Source organism: Streptococcus suis (genome assembly GCA_002831545.1).
GTDB classification, from domain to species: domain Bacteria; phylum Bacillota; class Bacilli; order Lactobacillales; family Streptococcaceae; genus Streptococcus; species Streptococcus suis_P.
Genome location: CP025095.1, coordinates 1,398,478 through 1,417,997 on the forward strand (window position 1 = coordinate 1,398,478; position 19,520 = coordinate 1,417,997).

The 19,520-nt window shown below is 40.0% G+C and carries 15 protein-coding genes; all 15 read right to left on the reverse strand.

Translation table 11 applies throughout. The features are described from left to right. Positions 1-6: 6 nt before the first annotated feature. Positions 7-858 (reverse strand): EDD domain protein, encoded by an 852-nt coding sequence (locus tag CWM22_06975; protein AUC91647.1) that lies wholly within the window; start codon positions 856-858, stop codon positions 7-9. A gap of 1 nt (position 859) precedes the next feature. Next, complete coding sequence (locus CWM22_06980) at positions 860-1,234, reverse strand: DUF1149 domain-containing protein (protein AUC91648.1); 375 nt, start codon at positions 1,232-1,234, stop codon at positions 860-862. A 131-nt stretch (positions 1,235-1,365) separates the two neighbouring features. Beyond that, on the reverse strand, positions 1,366-6,960 hold the full coding sequence (locus tag CWM22_06985) for a hypothetical protein (protein AUC91649.1): 5,595 nt from the start codon (positions 6,958-6,960) through the stop codon (positions 1,366-1,368). A gap of 191 nt (positions 6,961-7,151) precedes the next feature. Next, positions 7,152-9,107, reverse strand: a complete 1,956-nt coding sequence (locus CWM22_06990) for a PTS fructose transporter subunit IIC (GenBank protein ID AUC91650.1) — start codon at positions 9,105-9,107, stop codon at positions 7,152-7,154. Next, positions 9,104-10,015, reverse strand: a complete 912-nt coding sequence (gene pfkB / locus CWM22_06995) for a 1-phosphofructokinase (protein ID AUC91651.1) — start codon at positions 10,013-10,015, stop codon at positions 9,104-9,106. The genes CWM22_06990 and pfkB overlap by 4 nt, the downstream gene beginning before the upstream one ends. Further along, complete coding sequence (locus CWM22_07000; protein AUC91652.1) at positions 10,012-10,761, reverse strand: DeoR/GlpR transcriptional regulator; 750 nt, start codon at positions 10,759-10,761, stop codon at positions 10,012-10,014. Before CWM22_07000 ends, pfkB begins: the two co-directional genes overlap by 4 nt. 104 nt (positions 10,762-10,865) lie before the next feature. Next, the gene (locus CWM22_07005; protein ID AUC91653.1) at positions 10,866-11,948 is read right to left on the reverse strand and encodes an aspartate aminotransferase; all 1,083 of its coding nucleotides are present in this window, start codon (positions 11,946-11,948) and stop codon (positions 10,866-10,868) included. Positions 11,949-11,951: 3 nt separating this feature from the next. Next, on the reverse strand, positions 11,952-12,677 hold the full coding sequence (locus CWM22_07010; GenBank protein AUC91654.1) for a tRNA (guanosine(37)-N1)-methyltransferase TrmD: 726 nt from the start codon (positions 12,675-12,677) through the stop codon (positions 11,952-11,954). Continuing rightward, the gene (locus tag CWM22_07015; GenBank protein ID AUC91655.1) at positions 12,667-13,185 is read right to left on the reverse strand and encodes a ribosome maturation factor RimM; all 519 of its coding nucleotides are present in this window, start codon (positions 13,183-13,185) and stop codon (positions 12,667-12,669) included. The genes CWM22_07010 and CWM22_07015 overlap by 11 nt, the downstream gene beginning before the upstream one ends. 91 nt (positions 13,186-13,276) lie before the next feature. Further along, positions 13,277-13,657 (reverse strand): hypothetical protein, encoded by a 381-nt coding sequence (locus tag CWM22_07020; GenBank protein AUC91656.1) that lies wholly within the window; start codon positions 13,655-13,657, stop codon positions 13,277-13,279. Positions 13,658-13,726: 69 nt separating this feature from the next. Continuing rightward, positions 13,727-15,064: an MATE family efflux transporter gene (locus tag CWM22_07025; GenBank protein AUC91657.1), complete on the reverse strand. Its 1,338-nt coding sequence runs from the start codon at positions 15,062-15,064 to the stop codon at positions 13,727-13,729. A gap of 69 nt (positions 15,065-15,133) precedes the next feature. Further along, positions 15,134-16,117 carry a GMP reductase gene (gene guaC / locus CWM22_07030; protein AUC91658.1) on the reverse strand — a complete coding sequence of 328 codons (984 nt, stop codon included), beginning with the start codon at positions 16,115-16,117 and terminating at the stop codon, positions 15,134-15,136. A 310-nt stretch (positions 16,118-16,427) separates the two neighbouring features. Beyond that, positions 16,428-17,036 carry an ABC transporter ATP-binding protein gene (locus tag CWM22_07035; protein ID AUC91659.1) on the reverse strand — a complete coding sequence of 203 codons (609 nt, stop codon included), beginning with the start codon at positions 17,034-17,036 and terminating at the stop codon, positions 16,428-16,430. Further along, on the reverse strand, positions 17,033-19,003 hold the full coding sequence (locus CWM22_07040) for an ABC transporter permease (GenBank protein ID AUC91660.1): 1,971 nt from the start codon (positions 19,001-19,003) through the stop codon (positions 17,033-17,035). Before CWM22_07040 ends, CWM22_07035 begins: the two co-directional genes overlap by 4 nt. A 91-nt stretch (positions 19,004-19,094) precedes the next feature. Beyond that, positions 19,095-19,421 carry a bacteriocin, lactococcin 972 family protein gene (locus CWM22_07045; GenBank protein ID AUC91661.1) on the reverse strand — a complete coding sequence of 109 codons (327 nt, stop codon included), beginning with the start codon at positions 19,419-19,421 and terminating at the stop codon, positions 19,095-19,097. Positions 19,422-19,520 lie beyond the last annotated feature (99 nt).

Sequence of the window (19,520 nt, forward strand, 5' to 3'; positions counted from 1 at the left end):
AAACTCCTATTCAATAATGGGAGAAATACCAAAGGCCACTGCCCCTTCTCCCAAGTGTGTACCGATAACTGAACCAAATGACACGATTGGCCAATCGCTACCGACACCTGCTTCTTCCAATTGCTGTTTAAAGTTTTCAGCCTTTTCAGGTGCGTTGGCATGAATGATAGCAATCTGATATTGTCCTTCGGTCGTTTGTTCTTGGAGGATTTCCAAGAGGCGTTTAATGGCCTTTTTCTCAGTCCGCACTTTTTCATACACTTCAATCTTACCCTCACCTGTAAAATACAGAATCGGTTTGATGCTCAAGAGATTGCCTAACAAGGCTGCACCATTGGACAAGCGACCACCTTTTACCAAGTGATTGAGGTCATCGACCATGATAAAGGCTGTTGTCTTCCCAATTTCTTGGTCCAATTTCCCAGTAATTTCTTCAAAACTAAGTCCAGAGTCAGCCCATTTGAGAACATTTTCTACCATCATGCCTAAAGGAGCCGATGTGATTTTGGTATCTGGAAAGGCAATGGTTAATCCTTCAAATTCATCAGCCAAATATTGAATATTTTGATAAAAACCTGAAATACCTGATGACAAGAATAAGCCAAGTGCGTGTGTATAGCCTTTATCTTTCAAGCCTCTAAGAATTTCTTCCAATTCCATCAAACTCGGTTGACTTGTTTTAGGTAATTCTTTCGATGAAGCCATTTTTTGATAAAACTCTTCAACCGTCAAATTTTGCCCTTCGATATAATTTTCCCCATCGATGCTGACTGGAATACTTAGGACAAACAGGTCATCCCGCTCAATACTTTGGACATTCAAAACAGCCGATGAGTCAGTTATAACTGCTAATTTCATATTAAAACTCCAAATTCACTCCTGGTGCATCAAAGGCGATTTCAGTAACCTCATAAGTCATTCGTTTTAAAATGTCCAAAAGAGGCTCTACCAAAACACGTTTTTCCTCATCAGTAAATTCAGTTGGCTCTTCTACCAATCGATTTGGTAAGTGAACGGCCTGACTCATGGCACCTGAAATCACAAAATGTTCTAGTACAATCATAAAGCGCAAAATGGTAATCATGGATGTTCGATTTTCCGCACGATTTTGCTCAATCAATTGAAAGTCAACTTTCAATTTTGTTTCCGGAATTCCGTTCTCTTTTTCCCACGCGTGATTGCGGGCATCAAAATGATACTGATTGACAAATTCTTTATCGCGAATGATTTCCATTTCTAACTTCTCCTATAAACAATATTATGCATATTATACCATAATGTATTGAAGATTTAAAAAATAAAAGGAAGAAACCGAAAATATTATCTTTCAATTTCTTCCCATTTTGTATATAGAGCAGACTTCCATCATTCTCCAAATATAGAGGAACTGAAACTATCTGTTAGCTTGACATAGGCTTTCAAAATAGCATCTTTCAAACCTTGGCGATTAAATCCTGCTTGCTTATTCTTAGTGGCCTGATAATCTTTATCAACTGCCTCCGCCATCAGCCTACTCAGCGTTTCAATATTATCTATTGTCTCAGTCTGACCATTGAAGCTAATCGTGATGGCTTTCAGTCTATCCTTCTTATCCCAGCGCTCTTTGTACATAGCTTTTTTGAAGCTTGTATAATCCGCATATTGATTAGCAAATATTTTTTCAAAAATAAACTGATCGGATAATGGACGACCTGCCGCCTCTGCTTCCGCTTTTAGCTTGTCTGTTGCATAAGGAATAAAGCCTTCTTCCCAACCTTTTGCAGCAAGAAGTTCCAAGGCTGTCTTACGGAATTGTAAACCACCGACAGTACCACTATTATTTTGCAAGCCTGCATAAATCGGATAATAAAGCGGTACGAAATAATAGTTCTTCAAATTTTCACGCAAATAGTCTTGTTCCGGCAAAAGTGAGGATTTGGCAACTAGTGCATGGTCAATCGCATCGTTGATAGTCGCAATATTCAGATTAGCCAGTTCCTCGTCACTTAATTTTCTAATACGGTCATGAGCGTTCTGATAGATAAGGGACTGATTGGTAGGTGCTTCAGTGGCTGGGACCAACTCTATTTTGTTAAAGAAGTAAGGATAGGCCTCTTTCCCCTTAGCAGCAATCGCTTCGATTTCAACCGCATCCAAGAGGTAGGTAACATCAAAGATTCCTTTTAGATAGGTTTGCAAATCCTCTTTTGTTTTGAAGCGACTACTTGAAACATTGTGTGGGGTATTTGGACTATGTTCATTCATGAAATTAAATCCATAGTAATAAATACCTCCACCAGCTGATGACTGCAACAAGCCCATAGCATAGGATTCTGCATCTTGACCAGGACGACGCTTATAACCATCCAACATGATAGTTTCATCATAGTTATGGACCAATTCATGGCTCAAGGTCGAATCACCTAAATCCGATAGCATGTCCCGATTTGAGAATTTTACAAAGGTTACTGTGTCTGAAAAGGCACTATCATTCGATTTTCTATGCCATTCATTCAAGGCACCTGCCAACTCCTGAACATAGCGGTATTCCTGGTCATACTTATCTGCCCAACGACGTTTATCAGTTTGGTCTTCAAATGCATTTGAATCCTTAATCCAGTAACCATCCCAAATTTCAGTTGAGCGTTGGATAAACTTGTCTCTCAGATTAGAATCTGCCATCTGATACCACATATCCAAAAAGTCACCTAATCGTTTTCCGTGTTTCGGTATCAGACTTGTCTGTACTGTCTTAACTTCTTGGTAGTATTGTTCCGGATTGGTCTTTTTCAAAGCCGTATCCACATATCTTCCATAACCACCAAAGGCTACTGTTGCCATTGAGCTCATTACGAAAATATCATCCTTCTCCTTGATATTCAGCAATGGCAAGTAGTATTTTTCATAGCGTGGAATACGTCCCAGATGACTATATAGACTGGTGTCAATGCTAGAGTTTGCATTAGATGGAATTTCATAAACAAAGGCATTGGTCGCTTCTTTAAACCACTTCCTTGAATCGGTTTCCCCCAAGAACAATTTCATATTGTATTCCAAGAAATCACGAACTGTTCCAAGTTGACTAGAGAGTGCCCCAAAACGTTCTTTATGAATTTCTGCATTATTGGCAAGTGTTAATCTGTCAAAATACATATCTTCGTAGCCTTGTTGTGAAACATAATACTGATCTGTATCCTTGGTGATTTTATCTGTAAATGACTTCAACCAGCCTAGAGTATCTAATTGACGCTTATAGAAATCCGCATGATGGAGCACAATATTCTTGATATTGGTATCTCCATATTTAATGCCATATAGCCTATTGAGGTAGGCAAGGGCGAACATAATTTTTTCTTTATCTGCCAAGAATTCTTTTTTAATGACATCCCTGACAGCCTTGCTTGTGGTATCAACTACCTGTCTATTAGCCAGCAAACCTTTGATATGGAATTCGAGTTTGTCTTTGACTTCTGCAAAGGATTCATCTAAGTACAAGTCTTTTAGTTTGGCGTTCTTGTCTGTAGTTTGGATATGTAAGATGTCAGCCATCTCTTGGCTGTAAAGATCAACCTGAGAAAATGCTGTCACTAGTTCATCGATGAGACTGGTTTCCAGAGATAGTAATTGTTCTGGTGTATAGAGGAGTTGTTCACCTAAGCGGTATTCAACAACCTTGGTGTTACCGTACTCTCCCTTAAATACCAAAGGTAGAACTTCTGAAGTTCCATCTTCATAATGGATCAGTAATTTGGTCAAGGAAGCGTGTTGGTCATAGATATTTGTTGCTACTCCATCCTCATTCAAGGTCAGAACTGACTGGATAGGCTTGCTATAGAGATTACTTGCTTCATCAATCAAGTTACCATATTTAACAATAGTATTCCGGTCATAGAATGGCAACAACTTAGACGTGTTTTCATAGGCAGTTCTTCGTTTAGCCCGAGCATTTTGAACCTGGTTATAATCAATGGTCTGCACTGAATTCGACTGACTGTCGCTATTTTCCTGTTCTGTTGTGGTTGGTGTTGTTGGAATTCCCCATGCCTTGATTTTCTCTAGCACGGCTTCTTGAGAAAGGCTTGTAGACTGAATGGTAGGATTTGGTTGGCCTGCTGCATGACCTTCAACACTATACAGATTGCTTATGGTGGACCCTACAGTTGCATAGGCATTTTGACCCGAAGCGATGATACCCCCATTGGTAACAGATGCACCTGTTGCTATATTATTCAAGACAGACATCCTAGCTGTACCTACAACACCTCCAGTATCAGCAGTTTCTGTCGCATGGATATTTCCAGTGACATAGGAATTTTTTATCACAGCACCTTGCGCGTTTGCTACAATTCCTCCAATTCCTTGTCCACGTCCACTTGCAGTTTTGGCATCAATCGCAACAGTAGCTCGCACCTTATCAATGGTTGAACTATTTAAAATCCCTGTAACACCACCAATATGATAAGTTTCATGACTTGCTGTATTGCTTAGGTTCACATTAACAATGGAATTACTAATGCTTGTACCATTTGTTGCTTCGTAAACCAAACCAGCAATATTTTGTTTGGCCGTAATATTTCCTGAAACAGAGACCTTATCAATGGTAGCCTTATCTGCTTTTCTTGCTAAGGCAGCTACTGCTGTTTGATCATTTTTAATGCTCACATCTTTCAAGGAGATATTTTCAATCCTAGCATTTTTAAGAGTGCTGAAAAGCGGTCTATCTAACTGTAAAATCGAGTAGGCCTTTTGCCCACCTAGGCTCTTCAGACTTCCAGTAAATTCTTTGGTAATGTAGGTGTCGGTCGAAACCTCCTTATCAACAACCATATCAGCAGCTAGATAATAAGTTCCACTAGGATTGTTATTGATGGCATCTACTAATTCACTAAATTTACTGTAGGCCCCCTCTTGTAAGACAAGCTTGTCAACTGTAAAGGTATGGTGTTCATCGAAACTAGAATTGTTCTGATTAAATTTTACTAATTTTGGATGAATAATGCTCACCTTAATGCCATTGACATCATTCTCGAAGTTATCGACGGGGAGGTAGAATTCTTTATTGTTTACAGTAGAAATCTTAACAAGGTAGTTTTCTGAAGAAATTGGAGCGCTAGTCAAGGCTGTGACCCTTGTTTTCTCGCCAAATTCATCAACTTGATACAGCTCAATACTCTTGTATTCTCGTAATTCCAGTAATTTATTTTCTAGTTCAAATTTTTCTGTTCCGAGCTCTTCTTCCACATCATCACTACCTAAATTATAGGCAAATCGTGTTTTAACTTTATATTCAGTGTTCAGTAGTAGGTTAGCAAATTGAACCTTGTATAGCTCTTCTTTTGTTAGAATTTCTTTTTCTGTGACTAATTCATCCCCTTTGTATAGAGATACCAAAACCTTGACAAATGTGGAATCACTATCTGTCAGTGTATAGCTTAGTTCTACACTCTTATCATCTACATTTTCTTTAAGAATTGATAAATCTAACTCCGGTTTGGTTTTAATAGGTTCTTCTGGTTGTTCCGTTATTGGTTCACTTGGAGAACTTGGGACAACTGGCGCTGTTGGTTCCTCGGGGAGAACTTCATCTTCTGTTGATGGTGGAACGGGAGTTTCCGGTTCTTCTGGTTGTTCCGTAACTGGAGAACTTGGGACAACTGGCGCTGTTGGTTCCTCGGGTTGAACTTCGACTTCTGTTGATGGTGGAACGGGAGTTTCTGGTTCTTCTGGCTGTTCAGTAACCGGTTCACTTGGGACAACAGGCGCTGTTGGTTCCTCAGGTTGAACTTCATCTTCTGTTGATGGTGGAACGGGAGTGACTGGAACCTCGGGTTCTTCCGTAACTGGAGAACTTGGGACAACAGGCGCTGTTGGTTCCTCGGGTTGAACTTCATCCTCAACCGTTGGAGAAACTGGTGTTTCAGGTACTTTTGGCTCTTCCGTAACTGGAGAACTTGGGACAACTGGCGCTGTTGGTTCCTCGGGTTGAACTTCATCCTTAACCGTTGGAGAAACTGGTGTTTCAGGTACTTTTGGCTCTTCCGTAACTGGAGAACTTGGGACAACTGGATCTGTTGGTTCCTCGGGTTGAACTTCATCTTCTGTTGATGGTGGAACGGGAGTTTCCGGTTCTTCTGGCTGTTCAGTAACTGGAGAACTTGGGGCAACAGGCGCTGTTGGTTCCTCAGGTTGAACTTCATCTTCTGTAGCTGGTGGAACGGGGGCTTCTGGTTGTTCAGTTATTGGTTCACTTGGGACAACAGGCGCTGTTGGTTCCTCAGGAATAATATCATCAACAATGGGAGCTTCTGAATGCTTAGATATTCCCTCAACCAATATATTTGGCAATATCAATTCGCTCGATGACCCTTGCTCATCAATAATTGCTTCGCTAACTGTGATTGCTTCAGAATTAACATGCCCTTCTAAAATATAACCTACAAATTCATGTTGATCTATAGAAATCACTGCTTGTGGCAAAGCTTCACCTATGGCAAGGCTAAATTGTTTATCAAAACCTGAGAGGCTACCTGTAGAAATTGCAGCCACTGAAAGACTACCTGTAGCAGTTAAAATAATCAGACTTCTAACAATTCGTTTTTTCCTATCTTTTGTAAGAGATAGACCGATAATCAATAGCCCTAAACCAACCAGACTACTTGTAAAAGTCGGTATATCTCCTGTTTGAGGCAAATTTGTCTTTGGCCGATAGACCATATAGTAAGTATGGGTATCCCCAACCTGCCTTGCTGGAATGGTCGCTTGAATTCGTGCCTTCTCATCTGATGTCAGTTCCGAATAAAGGACATATTTATAGGAAATCTGTTCTCTTGCTACATTTGTATGGGCAAGAGCTGTCAATTCTGCTTTAATAGCCAAATTTGGTACAAAAAATAAGGCGGCAGTCATACCAATAATAACTGATGCAACGCCTCTATTAAATTTGCGAATAGAAAACTTATTTTGCTTTTCCTTCCAAAACATATGAAGCTCCTTCGTTTGTTTCTTCTTACTTAAAAGTATAGCATATTTTTCTAATAATATACTGTTTTAAAGCAAACAAAATATGGCTCAATATACTATATTTGGTATTGTTTACATAATTATTTATATCTTGATCTAATTATAGCATTTTCCAGATGAAAAAACCTCGTCAAATGACAAGGTTTACAATCTTATTTAGCTTTACGAAGTACGCCGTAAAGAACACCTGATACTACTGCACCAATTGCTACATAAGCAAGGTAAAGAAGTGGGTTAGAAGTCAAAGCGATAACGAAGATACCACCGTGAGGAGCCATCAATTGGATGCCTGACAAACCAACCAAGGCACCTGCAAGGGCAGAACCAGCGATAAAGCTTGGGATTGCACGAGCTGGGTCAGCAGCACCGAATGGAATTGCACCTTCAGTGATGAATGAAAGACCCATAACGATGTTTGTCAAACCTGAGTTACGCTCTTCTTGCGTGAACTTGTTCTTGAACAAGAGTGTCGCTACAAAGATTGCCAACGGAGGAACCATACCACCGGCCATAACTGCTGCCATAGCAACTGAACCGCCATTTGAAACTGTTGCTGCAAGTGTACCAGTACCAAAGACATAAGCTGCCTTGTTAACTGGGCCACCCATATCAACTGCCATCATACCACCGAGGACAAGGCCGAGGAGAATAGCAGAGCTACCTTCAAGACCTGCAAGGAAGTTGTTCATACCTGTGTTGATTGCTGCCATTGGGATGTTGACAAAGAACATCAAGAAACCAGTGATAGCTGTACCTAAAAGTGGCAAGAGCAAGATAGCGTTCAAACCTTGAAGTGATTTTGGAAGGTTGCGCAAAGCGTTGCGAAGAACAAGAACTACACCACCAGCAAGGAAACCACCAACAAGAGCACCCAAGAAACCAGATGATACACCAGCAAGGGCAAGGGTTTCTTCACCACCAGCTGCGTAAGGGATTTTGCCAAATGCAAGACCGCTGTTGGCGATGGCACCAGCTACGAAACCTGCAACCAAACCTGGTTTTTCAGCGATAGAGTAAGCAATATACCCTGCAAGAAGTGGCAACATGAAACCGAAGGCTGCCTGACCAACCTTCATGAACATAGAAGCTATTTCATTATAAGATCCTAAGTTACTAAGGCTGTCGCTTGGTACACCAAGCAAGTTATCAAACAAGAAAGCAAGGGCAATCAAGATACCGCCACCAATAACGAATGGCAACATTTGAGAAACACCGCTCATCAAGTGTTTATAGAAGGCTTTACCAAGACTTAGTTTTTCTGAAGATTCCACAGTAGCTGCTCCTTCTGTCGCTGTGTAGGCTGAAGCTTTACCATCCAAGATGATGTTAATCAATTCTTCTGGTTGTTTGATACCAGCTGCAACTGGACGAGATACCAATGGCTTACCATTGAAACGAGGCATATCAACAGCCTTATCTGCTGCGATGATAACACCTGCCGCATTCTCGATATCTTCAGCGGTTAGTTTGTTTCCAACACCTGAAGCACCGTTTGTTTCAACCTTGATGTCAACACCCATTTCAGCCGCCTGCTTCTTAAGTGCTTCTTCCGCCATGTATGTGTGAGCAATACCTGTTGTACATGCTGTAACAGCAACGATAAATGGACGGTCACCACTTGGAGCTGCAACTACTTCTTCAGTTGCCTTGTCAGCGGTTTCAGCTGTATCGAATACTGCAATCACTTCTTCTGGATTTGTTGCCGCACGAAGTCTATCTGCAAAACCAGCTTTCATCAAGTATTTTGACAATTCAGCAAGGGCAGCCAAGTGTGTATCGTTTGCACCTTCTGGAGCTGCAATCATGAAGAACAAGTCAGTTGGTTGACCGTCAAGACTTGCGTAATCAACACCCTTATTTGATTTAGCAAAGAGAACAGTTGCCTCTTTTACAGCTGCATTCTTAGCATGTGGCATTGCAATACCGTCGCCAAGACCAGTAGTTGTTTGTGCTTCACGGTTCATGATACCTGTTTTGAATACGTCAAAATCTGTTACGTATCCTTTTTCTACCAAGCTAGCAATCATTTCATCGATGACCGCTTCCTTGCTTGTTGCTTGTAAATCAAGCAACATGACATCTTTTTTCAAAACGTCTTGAATTTTCATAGTGTTTCTACCTCAACTTTTTCATAAGTTTCCTTAATAAATTCGATACTTGCCAAATCGTCTGAAAAGGCTGTTGCTGTACCGCAAGCAACTCCCCATTTGAGAGCTTCGATTGGGTCTTGTGAGCGAACGTATTCACCTGTAAAACCTGCCACCATGGAGTCTCCGGCTCCGACAGAGTTTTTCACTGTTCCCTTGATTGGTTTGGCAAAGTAAGTAGCTGCTGGAGTGACCAACAAAGCCCCATCCCCTGCCATAGAAATGATCACATTCTGAGCTCCCATGTCTAAGATTTTCTTAGCATAGGTCTCGATGTCTGCCATACCATTCAATTCAACATTGAAAATAGCTTCCAATTCATGGTTGTTCGGCTTGACCAAGAGTGGCTGGTGTGCTAGTGAGTCTAGAAGTGTTTGACCTTCAAAGTCACAGACCACTTGCGCTCCTGCTTTTTTCGCCACAGGAATCAGCCTATTGTAGACTTCGTTTCCAAGACTAGCTGGAGCAGACCCAGCAAAGACAACTGTGTCATCTTTAGTCAAGCCAGCCAAAACCATTTCTAGTTCTGCCAACTGTGTATCGGTCACAATCGGACCCAATCCGTTGATTTCCGTTTCTTGGTCAGCCTTGATTTTCACGTTAATACGTGTATCTTGATCAACCTGAACAAAATCAGTATCAATTCCTTCGGCAATCAATCCATCTTTGATGAACTGACCTGTGAATCCCCCAAGGAAACCCGTTGCTGTATTCGGATAGCCCAAGCGCTTCAAAACACGGCTAACGTTAATTCCCTTACCGCCGGCATACTTATCGTCGCTCTCCATACGATTGACACTGCCCGTCTCGACATGTTCTAAACGAACGATATAGTCAATCGCTGGATTGAGCGTAACTGTATAAATCATACCTCGATTACCCTCGTTTTCTCTTTTATGATATCCAACAAACTGCTTTCTGAAGATTGGCAGATAATGTTGGATTTTTCGATTGCCGCAACTTTAACAAAGGAGAATTGACCAATTTTAGAAGCATCTGCCAAAACATAACTTTCTTTGGCATTGTCTATGATAGTGCGTTTGATGGTCGCTTCCTCAATATCTGGCGTTGTAAAATAGTTTTTATCAATACCATTCATCCCCAGAAATGCCTTATCAAAATTGAGCTGTCGAATTTGTTCCAAAGCCATAGCACCTACTGAAGCATCGGTTGATTGCTTGACATAACCACCTATAATAATGGTCTTTATCTTGCGTTCAACCAACTTGACAGCATGGTGAATGGAATTGGTCACGACTGTTAGATTATCCTGTTGGAGATAGTCAATCAAGACACCGGTTGTCGTCCCTGCGTCTACAAAAATCACATCGCCGTCCATGATTAACTGTGCTGCTCTTTCAGCAATCATCCGTTTTTCTTGAACGTTTTTGACAGATTTTTCAAGAATGGATTCTTCCAGTTGCAAATTAGCAGGTGCTTCCGCACCGCCGTGTACACGACGAAGCTTACCTTCGTTTTCCAACTCGTCCAAATCCCTACGTACAGTAGACTCAGATGTATCAAGAACTTCAATTAATTCCTCTAGCCGAACAAACTGTTGAGAGTGTATTCGCTCCAATATAATCTGTTTTCGTTCTGATTTGAGAATGTCCAACACCTCCTGCAATCGTTTACAAAAATCATTATACACGATTTTCTGTCATTGTCAATCATTTTCTATCATTTTATTTCAAAAAAAACAAAAAAACTAGCAGAAATCTACGCTTCCACTAGTTTCTCAATCATTTTTTTCATCATGTCCATTTCTTCTGGACGGCCAATAGATAGGCGAATATGCCCCTCTAATTTACCTGTTGGATAATATTTGAAATTCCAATCCTGTGCCAAGGCTTGCTGATAAAATTCTTCTGCCCACGGTGCTTTAAACGTTACAAAACTAGCCTGACTAGGTAGAACTTGACAGTTATCTAACCCTTGCAAGAATAAAATCATTTCTTCTCGCAAATTCTGAATTACTCCCACTGTTTCTAAAACTTTGTCTGTATAATTCAATGCAACGGCTGCCATTTTTGCAGTCAAGTTTGACAAGCTGAATGGGGGAATGACCTTGTCCAATTCATAAATTAACTCTTCACTTCCTACAGCAATGCCAACTCGTAAACCTGCAAGTCCAAAAGCCTTTGATAAGGTCCGTAAAACTAAAACATTGTCAAATTGTGGCAGACGACTGATGAAGCTTTCGACATTTGCAAATTCAATGTAAGCCTCATCTACAACGAGTAGCCCTTTAAAAGAAATAGCCAATTTCTCCAAATCTTCTAGTGAATAAGCTACTGAAGAGGGATTGTTAGGATTGGAAAGCATGATTATCTTTGCCTTCACCTCCTCCGCACGCGCCAACAATTTCTCTACTGGCAGGACGAGTGTATCGTTTTTTGCTTCCAAGTCAATGGCTTCAAAACGGCTACCATGCATGTGATTATAGGTTTCATACATGAAGAAGTCTGGATTGACAGTCAAAAAAGTATCATCCTTTTCCATAAAGGTGGAAACAATCATGTGAATAAGGTGATCAGAGCCCACACCTACTGTTACTTGTTTGGGATTCACTCCAAGATAGGCCGCATATTTCTCAATCAACTCTGAGTAAGTATTGTCACCGTAAAAGCTCAATTGACCAACTTCTAAGCTCTCTAAGGTCTTTTGCGGTAAAAAGGACCAGTCGATAATACGATTTTCATTATTGCCCAAGTCGTATTTAGCAATTTTTCCTAACTTATAAGGTTGGTAATGTTCAAATACCTTGCGTTTCATCATTTCTCCTTCTAGCAAGAAAAACACAGTCTAATCAACTGTGTCTTCTGCTTTGATTTTTTCAAAAATAGTTAACTCTTCAGCTGTAAAGTTGTAATTTTCCAACAAGTCTGGACGACGTTGATAGGTTTTGCGTAGGCTTTCTTCCAGACGCCATATTCGAATATTTTCATGGTGGCCACTCATGAGAACATCTGGCACTACCATCCCTCTATATTCGTAGGGACGAGTGTACTGAGGATATTCTAGTAGACCAGAAGAAAAACTATCATCCGTATGGCTGACTTCCTTGCCAATCACCTCTGGAATTAAACGAACAGTGGCATCAATCATGGTCATAGCTGCCAACTCTCCACCTGTCAGAACATAGTCTCCAAGAGAAATCTCATCTGTTACCAAGGTCTTAATCCGCTCATCATATCCTTCATAGTGACCGCAAATGAAAATAAGCTGCTCTTCCTGTGACAATTCTTCGGCATAGGCCTGATTGAAAGTACGCCCAGCGGGATCCAATAGGATAACACGGGGCTTGGTTTGTTCAATGCTATCCATGGTGTCAAAAATCGGTTGAGCTCGAAGCAACATCCCTTGACCACCACCGTAGGGCTCATCATCCACATGGCGAGCTTTTTCAGCTTTCTCACGGAAATTATGGTAGTTGATTTCTAGCAAGCCCTTGTCACGTGCCTTGCCCACGATAGAATGTTCTAGCGGAGCAAACATTTCTGGGAAGAGGGTCAAAATATCAATTCTCATCGTCCAAGCCCTCAAGCAATTCCACATCTACGCGATTGTTTGGAATATCAATGTTCAAGACAACGGGCGGAATGTAAGGCAAGAGCAAGTCTTTCTTCCCTTTGCGTTTGACAACCCAAACATCATTAGCGCCTGGCTGCAAGATTTCCTTGATTTGTCCGATCAGAGTATCATTCTCATAGACATCCAAGCCGATAATTTCATGGTAATAAAACTCACCATCTTCAAGGTCGGTCAAGTTTTCCTCGGCAATTTTCAAACTAAAGCCCTTGTACTTTTCAATATCGTTGATATGGTACATGCCCTTAAACTTGATAATATCAAAGTTCTTAGCCTTACGGTGACTAGCAATTTCCACTTCCATGACAAACTGATCCTTGTCATCAAAAAGTGCAAGCTTTGCCCCTTTTTTAAAACGTTCTTCTGCAAAATCGGTCACAGACAAAACACGCATTTCCCCTTGTAGGCCTTGCGTGTTAACAATCTTTCCTACGTTAAAATAATTCATAATTTCTCCATCTGATTTTCTATCTTTTTATTTTAACATGAGGAGGCTATTTTCTCAAGCAAAGAAAAAAGCCAGATTGCTCCGACTTCTTCTAATCTATTAACTCAGACAAGGACTTTTTGGTCCTAACTGTCAACTCATAAGGAAATTCCAAATAGGTCTTACCATTCTTTTCATATAGATAGGCTATTTTGTTATTGGGTTGAAAGGTTAGTCGATAATATTCCTCTACCCCGACTGGCTGATCATTGGTGCTAGCATCTTTGAAAAGATAGGGATGAATTTGGGAAAGCTCCGACAAAAAATCGCTCATTTCACTACCTTTTAGAGTTCTTAGCTCTCCACCATCCTGATTACTAATTACAATCTGGTCGGCTTGAGGTAAACGAATTTCAGTTTTCTTCAAAAATTGATACCCAAGCAACAAGGAAATACAAGATAAAACAACAAAAATCAACCATTTCTTTTTCATAATAAAACCCACCCTTTTTTAGTAAATTATATCAAGCTCAGAAAATCTGTCAAGCAAAAACATCGAAATCTATTGACTGCTAGCAATTTTCCTCAAACGCAATCTTAGGGCTATTCCGCAGACAAAAATCCCTGAAATAAGACCGATCCAATAGGCTTCTGGACCCATTTGGAAAAATCTTTCAAGCAAGAATGCGACTGGGAAGGTCATGGACCAATAGGCAACCAAACCAAGTATAAATGGAACAGTCGTATCCTTGTAACCACGTAAAATCCCCTGAATAGGTGCTGTAAAGGCATCTGCCAATTGGAACATGAGGGCAAAGCTTAGAAAATGCGAGGTCAGACGGATAAATTCTGCGTCATTACCATAAAGGTAGGCAACTTTGGAGCGGAAAAAATAAAGGAAAGTGAGTGTTAGGCCTGCAAAACCAAGTGCAACCAAGCGTCCCAGACGGCTGTAGGCTTTCACATCCTGTGGTCGTTTAGCCCCTACTTCATAAGCAATGACAATAGCTAGGGCTGAAGAAACTGAGGCAGGAAAGGCATATAATAATGTCGCAAAGTTCATAGCTGACTGGTGGGCTGCTATAATCTGTGCTGAAAATTTTGCCATGTAGAGCCCTACTACTGCAAAAATTGCTACTTCTGCAAAGACTTGCAAACCAATCGGCAAACCAATTTTCAAGCCTTCCTTCAATAAAGAAAGGTCAATCGGACTCCACCGCCAAATCTGATAAGATGCAATAGTCTTATTTTTGCACATGACAAGGACAATTACGAGTAACACGGCCCAGTAAGCTAAAGCAGTACCCAATCCAGCTCCAGCTCCGCCTAGGGCCGGGAGGCCCATTTTCCCATAAATCAAGAGATAGTTAAATAGACTGTTAAATGGGACAAGGAGCAACATGAGGTACATGGATAGCTGAGTCAAACCGAGGGCGTCGAAAAAAGAGCGACAGACACTAAAGAGCAAGAGAGGCAGGATACCAATGGAAATAAAATAGAGGTACTGCCGACCAACTTGAAAAACAGATTCATCAAGTTCAAAACGTTCAAGGGCTGGAATAGCAATAAAAAGGACCGAACATAAGAGTAAAATGGTTAATCCGATGGCTAGATAGACAAACTGATGAAACTCCTGGCGAATCTTATCTCTTTCACCTTTTCCTAAATATTGAGCGATGATTGGGACCAATGCAGATACAATCCCTGTTAGAAATGAAAAAAGCGGATTCCAAAGACTTGTTGCCATGGAAACACCTGCCAAATCCATAGTACTATACTGACCAGTCATCATGGTATCGATAAAAGATGCCGAGTAATTAGCAAATTGGTAAATTAAAATGGGCAAAAATATTTTGATAAAGAGCCAGAGCTTCTCTTTGTTATTTCTTGTTTGGTACATACTTATTCTCTTTCAATTTTATATAAATATTGTAACAAGAAAAGGACCTGCATTGCAAGTCCTCTTTGACTAGATAGAGTCACCATTCCAGATAGAGTTTTTCACGATAACATAGTCCACATGCTTCAAGCTGGTAATGTCACGTCCTCCTGCATAAGAAATAGATGACTGCAAATCTTGCTCCATTTCAACCAGCGTATCTTTCAAGTGGCCTTTGGCTGGCAGGAGAATTTTTTTACCTTCTACGTTTTTATAGGCACCTTTTTGGTATTCAGATGCTGAACCGTAGTATTCTTTAAACTGTTTGCCGTCCACTTCTACGGTCTTTCCTGGGCTTTCAATGTGACCGGCAAAGAGCGAGCCAATCATGACCATACTTGCACCAAAGCGGATGGATTTGGCAATATCTCCGTGGGTGCGAATACCGCCATCCGCAATAATTGGCTTACGAGCAGCCTTTGCACACCAACGAAGGGCAGCCAGCTGCCAACCGCCAGTACCAAAACCAGTCTTGACCTTGGTGATGCAGACCTTACCAGGACCAATACCAACTTTTGTCGCATCTGCACCAGCATTTTCCAATTCACGAACAGCTTCAGGCGTGCCGACATTTCCAGCAATAACAAAAGTCTCAGGCAATTCTTTCTTGATATGCTTGATCATCTTAATGACACTGTCAGCATGCCCATGTGCGATGTCAATGGTAATAAACTCAGGTGCGTCAGCTTTTAAACTAGAAACAAAGTCGTACTCATAGTCTTTTACACCAACCGAAATGGAGGCAATCAAACCTTGCTCGTGCATGCGTTTGATAAATGGAATACGACCAGCTTCATCGAAACGATGCATGATATAGAAATACCCTTCTTTGGCAAGCATTTCTGCCACATCTTCATCAATAATAGTCTGCATATTAGCTGGAACAACTGGTAATTTAAAGCTATATTTTCCAAGAGTGACAGATGTATCTGCCTCCGAACGGCTATTGATGATGCATTTATTAGGAATCAACTGGATATCTTCGTAGTCAAAAACAGGCGTTTCATTAAACATGGCTTTCTCCTCAGTTCGTTTTTTAATGATTTTTGTATTAGGAAACGATATTTTGTTCGCTTTTCCTTAACCGACATCTAAGATTATATCTTATTGTTTGTGTTTTGTCAATATCAAAGAGTATTTGCAATGTAATATTCGTTTTTATAGAAAATATTTAAATAGAATCTATCTGAACATTCGTATAGTTTCGTTTTGATAGTATTTTTCTAGAAAAATTTAAAAAACGTTCTGATTTAGCTAGGCATTTCTGACAAGAAAACGAAAAAAATCTCCAAAAACTGAAGATTTTCTTTGATCTTTTATTTCATTATAGTAAATTTGACAAGTCAATGACGGTATCAACTTGTTTGCAAACTTCTTCATCATGCGTCGCAACAATAAGGACTGTTTCAGGAGATACCAACCCTAAAAGTAGCAGAATAATCTCGTTTCCTGTCTTCTTATCCAAAGCACCTGTTGGTTCATCTGCTAATATTACTCTCGCTTTTTTCAGCAGTAGTCTAGCGATGGATACGCGTTGGGCCTGTCCTCCAGAAAGTTCGTAGATTTTATGCTTTAGATAGGATTCATCTAAACCAACCTGTCGTAAGGCTGTAACAACCTCTTCTTTCTTGGCTAACATTTTCAGGTTGTCCCACACCGTTTCTTCCTCAATCAAGGCATAGTTTTGAAAGACATAGCCAAGATGGTTTTTAAAATAGTCCTGCTCTTTCATCTTCCAAATATCTTTCCCATCAATTCGGATGGTTCCCTTATCTGGTTTCTCCAATCGAGCTACTGCATTTAAGAAGGTACTTTTCCCTGACCCAGACGGACCAATAATAGCATATGAGGTATTTGTATGAAAATCAATGTTCACATCCCTAAAAATTTTCTTTTTACCGTAACTTTTTTCAATATTTCTAACTTCAATCATACTGCTTCAAAATCTCCTTTTATTATCTGAACTCGTTTTTTCATCACCAAATGATAAGATAGGAGTGACATAATTAGCAACTCCAGCATAAACATTCCCCAAACTAAAAAAACAACAGATGGGTGGAGTGTCAAAAGCCAAACTACTACTGCAGAAATTCCATTTATTACCAATATAGGGAGTAAGTTCCGCAAAATCACTTGGTAGTTCTGACTTCCCAATAAACTGTAGATAGCTAGTTTTTTTGCACATTTTTTCATAATAGTAGTTACATATTCATACATGATAAACAGTTGGCAGATAAATAGAATAGTTAGGGCAATCACACTTCCTGTTAGTTGGCTATTCAGACGATTGCGTTCAAGAAGGAGTTTCTCAGCAACATTTGTCAAACTAGAAAAATTTGTGAGCCCTGCGCTAGTAATCTTTTCTTGAATAATGGATTGTTTAAAGATTCCTACATGCGCAATATTTAAAAAAGCTGTTTCCAAAGCATCCTCGGTAAAATAGTCAACATTTAACGCTACTAAAATAGCGTCTGTCTTTTCTTGTGTCGTAAATAGCTCATGTTCATCGCCCGTGTGGTTAAATAAAAATGTCTTTTGTTGACTAGGAACTGGTTGTACCGTTAAATCCGACGCACTTAGACTACTGTATTGAAACCATTCATGTGCAACAATGGCACGAACATTCTCGGTATTTTCTAATTGATTCTCTGGGATATAAATGATGCCTACGCTTTCAGTTGACGGATTGCCATACTGATTAGTTGGGTACAGCTGTTTATTCTTTTCGATAAAACCTTTGTTAACATATCGGATAGCACTAGCAAGTTGAGGTTTGATACCATTGGCATTTAATTCTTCTTGTAGGGGCACTGGAAGATGACTACTTGTTGCCTCACCAAAAGCAGAGGGTGCTGAATAGAGCATATCCTCTTGCTCAAAGGATTGTATAAACATTCGGTATTTTTCAGTTTGTTCTTTCATAAACTGACCATCAATCTGATGATTGGCATCCATGTTTTCGCTCATACTATTAAACCAAGTAATAGTGGCGAAACCTTTAGCAACTTCCCACTTATCCAATACTTCTATCTGGCTGTGGGAACGAGCAATCATATCTAAACTTTTATGTAGTGTCAGTCCAAAAATACTTGTCGAAAGGCAAATACCTACTAACCATACCCAAAGAACAAATCGGGTGGCTGGCTTATTTTTTAAGATTGAAATCGGTTTAATCCATCGGATATTCAAGCCATAAATTCCATTTACAAAACAGGTAATCCCCAAAAGAATAAGACTATTAACCCCCATTAAAAGTAAGTAGGTTTTGACGAATACATTAGAAAAAGTACCTTGGTAAAGGATAAAGCCGAGCAATAATATCATATAATTGAACAGCAGACTACCAATATCTTGTAAAATATGTTTTTGTTGAATAGCACCGAACTGCCCCAAACTTCTGTAAATCATAGCCTGCTTGGCGTACATTAATTTTACTGCTAATAATCCCAAGGCAAAAACAAAAAATAAGGTCCATACTGCCAAAGAACGCAAATTAGTAAATAAAAAATAGACAGGTATCATATACCAACTAATATCCGCAGCTTGAACAATTAACCCATAGGATTCAAGTTGTTCTCGAAAAGCAGCAGGTACAGACTTGCTGGTATAATACATTCCACTCACATCGCTATTCAACAAGCTATCTATATTGGTGACATAGGACTCATCATTTTTTGTTGGATGAAAGACAAAAGTAGCCTGTTCACCATTTTTATCAATAAATGGGCGATAAACTTGTATATCATATTCTTGAGCCAGAGATTCTATACTTGAGAATACTGCTGTCTTATCCACTGCCCCACCACTATTGATAAGTGAAAATGCAGCCTGTGCTGGATACTTTATGTCATTCCCAAATTCCTTCACAGCTCCAAATGATAAAACGGATAATAGCACCATAAACACACTTATAAGGGATGCTCTCCACTTCATATATTCCTCCAATACTAAGGAAGGGCAAAGATGTCTTCCTCACCCTTCAGTCATATTTCTAGAACCAATACCAACCATAGTAAGCTTTTGCTTGAATCCAATCCCAATTCTTTTTGGCTCCTGCTATAGCCCAACCATAATTGGCTGCCTTATATGATTTCACATTACCCCAGAAATCGGTAACTGTCGCACTGCTCCCCAAACGAACTGGTGCTTCCAAATAATAATGTGAGTAAGCCCAACCATCATTGGTAACCCCAAAATTCCAAGTATCTGTATAAGTTGGGTGGGGATGACGAGTTTCAGCTTCAACTGAATTAGAACCTACTAAAAGACCAGTTGCTACAACACTTGTTGCTACTAAACATGTTAATAATCTTTTCATACTTATACCTCCAGCATTTATCTTTCACAAAAAGCAAATAGTATAGTTGACTTGCACGCATATACTATCATTCAACAATTCACATTAATCACAATGTCA